The sequence below is a fragment of the Streptomyces sp. MBT53 genome, from assembly GCF_016654115.1.
Classification (GTDB): Bacteria; Actinomycetota; Actinomycetes; order Streptomycetales; family Streptomycetaceae; genus Streptomyces.
In genome coordinates, this window is sequence record NZ_JAEQAZ010000393.1 from 1 (window position 1) to 3,688 (window position 3,688).

A 3,688-nucleotide genomic window follows, 5' to 3' on the forward strand; every position below is an offset into this window, starting at 1 on the left:
CGCCGACCATGTGGACGCCGACCACGGCACCGTCCTTCACCTGGACGAGCTTGATCTCGCCCGAAGTGTTGAGGATCTTGCTCTTGCCGTTGCCCGCGAGGTTGTACTTCAGAGCGACGACCTTGTCCGCGCCGTAGATCTCCTTGGCCTTGGCCTCGGTGATGCCCACGGAGGCGACCTCGGGGTGGCAGTACGTCACCCGGGGGACACCGTCGTAGTCGATCGGGACGGCCTTCAGACCGGCCAGACGCTCCGCCACCAGGATGCCCTCGGCGAAGCCGACGTGCGCGAGCTGGAGCGTGGGGACCAGGTCGCCGACGGCGGAGATGGTCGGCACGTTCGTCCGCATGTACTCGTCGACCAGGACGTAGCCGCGGTCCATCGCGACGCCCTGCTCCTCGTAGCCGAGACCGGCGGAGACGGGCCCGCGGCCGACGGCGACGAGCAGCAGCTCCGCCTCGAACTCCTTGCCGTCGGCGAGGGTGACCTTGACACCGCTCTCGGTGTACTCGGCCTTCGAGAAGAAGGTGCCCAGGTTGAACTTGATGCCGCGCTTGCGGAACGCGCGCTCAAGAAGCTTGGAGGAGTTCTCGTCCTCGAGAGGAGCGAGGTGCTTGAGGCCCTCGATGATCGTCACGTCGGCGCCGAAGGACTTCCACGCGGAGGCGAACTCCACGCCGATGACACCGCCGCCCAGGATGATCGCGGACTGCGGCACACGGTCCAGGACGAGGGCGTGGTCCGAGGAGATGATCCGGTTGCCGTCGATCTCCAGGCCCGGCAGCGACTTCGGCACGGAGCCGGTCGCCAGCAGGACGTGGCGGCCCTGGATGCGCTGGCCGTTCACATCGACGGAGGTGGGGGAGGAGAGCCTGCCCTCACCCTCGATGTAGTGCACCTTGCGGGACGCGATCAGACCCTGCAGACCCTTGTACAGGCCGGAGATGACACCGTCCTTGTACTTGTGGACGGCCGGTACGTCGATGCCCTCGAAGGTGGCCTTGACGCCGAACTGCTCGCTCTCGCGGGCCTGGTCGGCGATCTCGCCCGCGTGGAGCAGAGCCTTGGTGGGGATGCATCCCCGGTGCAGGCAGGTGCCGCCGACCTTGTCCTTCTCGATCAGGGCGACGTCCAGTCCCAGCTGGGCCCCGCGCAGCGCCGCGGCGTAACCGCCACTGCCACCGCCGAGGATCACTAGGTCGAAAACGGTGCTGGCGTCGTTCGCCACGTCACGTCCTCCATGCATGTGCGCCGTACGCCGGTCGTCAGTGACCGCGCGGCGGCTGGTGTCCGGCCGCTCTTTCTTCGGCCCTGTGGTGGGGGCCCTGTCCTGCCGAGCCCATCTTCGCACTTGTCGGGGGCCAACGAGACGCCGGGCCGGGGTGTGAGACACCACACGCTCACATGAGAACACCGGCCAAGGTGAGTTACCCAGGGGCGCGGGGCTGTATCGATTTGCAGCTCCGCTGCGGGGCGCGACCGGCTGGAAGCTGTTCCGCAGCCGCCCGCGCCCCCTTGGGCACCGAGCTACTGGGCGAACGTCAGCCCAGATCCCCAGCCGCAGTCAACTCAGCCAGCCGCACGAGCGTCCGCACGGCAGACCCGGTCCCACCCTTGGGCGTGTAACCGAACGGCCCGCCCTCGTTGAACGCCGGCCCCGCGATGTCGACGTGCGCCCAGGTGATCCCCTCACCCACGAACTCCCGCAGGAACAGCCCCGCGACCAGCCCGCCACCCATCCGCTCACCCATGTTCGCGATGTCGGCGGTGGGGGAGTCCATCCCCTTGCGCAGGTGCTCCGGCAACGGCATCGGCCACGACGGCTCACCGACCTCCTCGGCCGCGTCGACGATCGCCGCGCGGAACGCGTCGTCGTTCGCCATGACCCCGAAGGTCCGGCTCCCGAGAGCCAGCACCATCGCGCCGGTCAGCGTCGCCACGTCCACGATCGCGTCCGGCTTCTCCGCGGACGCCGCCCACAGCGCGTCGGCGAGGACGAGCCGGCCCTCGGCGTCCGTGTTGAGGACCTCGACGGTCTTGCCGCTGTACATGCGCAGCACGTCACCGGGACGGGTCGCGGAGCCGGACGGCATGTTCTCGGCGAGCGCCAGCCAGCCGGTGACATTGACCTCGAGCCCCAGCCGCGCGGCGGCGACGACGGCCGCGAACACGGCGGCCGCACCGCTCATGTCGCACTTCATCGTCTCGTTGTGCCCGGCCGGCTTGAGCGAGATACCGCCCGAGTCGTAGGTGATGCCCTTGCCGACGAACGCGAGGTGCTTGCTCGCCGCCTCGTGCGTGTACGACAGCTTCACCAGCCGCGGACCGGCCGCGGAACCGGCGCCGACGCCGAGGATGCCGCCGTAGCCGCCCTCTTCGAGGGCCTTCTCGTCGAGCACCTCGACCTTGATGCCGTGCTCCTTGGCCGCGGTCTGCGCGACGGCGGCGAAGGCCTCGGGGTCGAGGTCGTTCGGCGGGGTGTTGATCAGGTCACGGGCGCGGTTCAGCTCCTCGGTGACCGCCAGAGCACGCTCTACGGCCGCCTTGAACTCCTTGTCGCGCGGCTTGCCGCCGAGCAGGGCGACCTCGCCGAGCGGGCCCTTGCCCTTCGCGTCCTTGCCGTTGTCCTTGTACGCGTCGAAGGAGTACGCGCCGAGCAGCGCGCCCTCGGCGATCGCGCCGGCGTCGGCCGCGTCGGTGAGGGGCAGCGCGAAGGCGGCCTTCTTGGCGCCGGTCAGGGCGCGGGCCGCGACACCGGCGGCCCGGCGCAGCGCCTCGGCGTCGTACGCGTCGCCGTTCTTGGGCTCGGCGCCGAGGCCCACCGCGAGCACGAGGGGCGCCTTGAAGCCGGCCGGGGCGGGCAGCTTCGTGATCTCGCCTTCGGCACCGGAGGCGCCCAGGGTCTCCAGGACGCCGGCGAGTTTGCCGTCGTACGCCTTGTCCACGGCGTCGGCGCCCGGTGCGACGACCGGGCCCTTGCCGCCCTTGCCGACACCGATCACGATCGCGTCGGCCCGCAGGCCGGGCGCCGCGGCGGTGCTGAGAGTGAGAGCAGTCACAGTGGTGAATTCTCGCTTCCGATGTGAAGTTTCCGCGGTCGAACGGGGTGGGTCGACCGGGCCCGGCAACCGACCCTATTTCCGACCTGCGGCGGCGGTGGACACAGGGGGCTGGTGACGGCCCAGAACGGAGCCTACGCGCGTGTGCGCGACGGAGCGTTCGCACGGGGGCCTCGCTGCGCGGCGCGGTACCGGCCATGGGAGACCATCCTCGGGGTCCCCGCCCCACACCCTGGAGCCCACCTCGCCCGGGCGTGGCCTGGCAGTGGCAGGGCCACGGTGACCGCGCTGCACTACAAGGGCTTCGACGCGGCGGAACCCGACGAGTACGAACTCCCGACGTCCAAGTTCCGCACGAACTCCCGCCGCCTGAAGCTGAGTTCACTGGAGAAGAAGTACGAACCGGGAGCCCGGCGCAAGGCTTGTTGAGCAACTCCGGTACTGACTCACCCACCCAGCGACAGCACCACAAGCGCAGCCGTCGCCGCAGTCTCCGCAAGCCCCCCGAACACGTCCCCCGTGACCCCACCGAACCGCCGCCGACAGTGCCGCAGCAGCATCTCGGCGACAACCAGAGCCACCACAACCGCGGGCGCGATCCCCTCCGTCCCGAGTGCCACCCCGCACGC

4 protein-coding genes are annotated in these 3,688 nt (G+C 70.1%); 1 reads left to right on the forward strand and 3 read right to left on the reverse strand.

The genetic code is table 11. The features are described from left to right. A partial coding sequence (locus JHN45_RS51410; protein WP_201056381.1) for a dihydrolipoyl dehydrogenase occupies window positions 1-1,228 on the reverse strand: 1,228 nt, incomplete at its 3' end. A gap of 313 nt (window positions 1,229-1,541) precedes the next feature. Continuing rightward, window positions 1,542-3,059 carry a leucyl aminopeptidase gene (locus JHN45_RS51415; RefSeq protein WP_201056383.1) on the reverse strand — a complete coding sequence of 506 codons (1,518 nt, stop codon included), beginning with the start codon at window positions 3,057-3,059 and terminating at the stop codon, window positions 1,542-1,544. Between the two features lie 279 nt (window positions 3,060-3,338). On the opposite strand from JHN45_RS51415, the gene JHN45_RS51420 reads away from it, so the two are divergent. Next, window positions 3,339-3,488, forward strand: coding sequence for a hypothetical protein (locus tag JHN45_RS51420; RefSeq protein WP_374195699.1), 150 nt, complete (start codon window positions 3,339-3,341; stop codon window positions 3,486-3,488). A 17-nt stretch (window positions 3,489-3,505) separates the two neighbouring features. Here JHN45_RS51420 and JHN45_RS51425 read toward each other — a convergent pair. Beyond that, window positions 3,506-3,688: adenosylcobinamide-GDP ribazoletransferase (locus tag JHN45_RS51425; RefSeq protein ID WP_201056385.1), on the reverse strand; the 183-nt coding region annotated here is incomplete at its 5' end.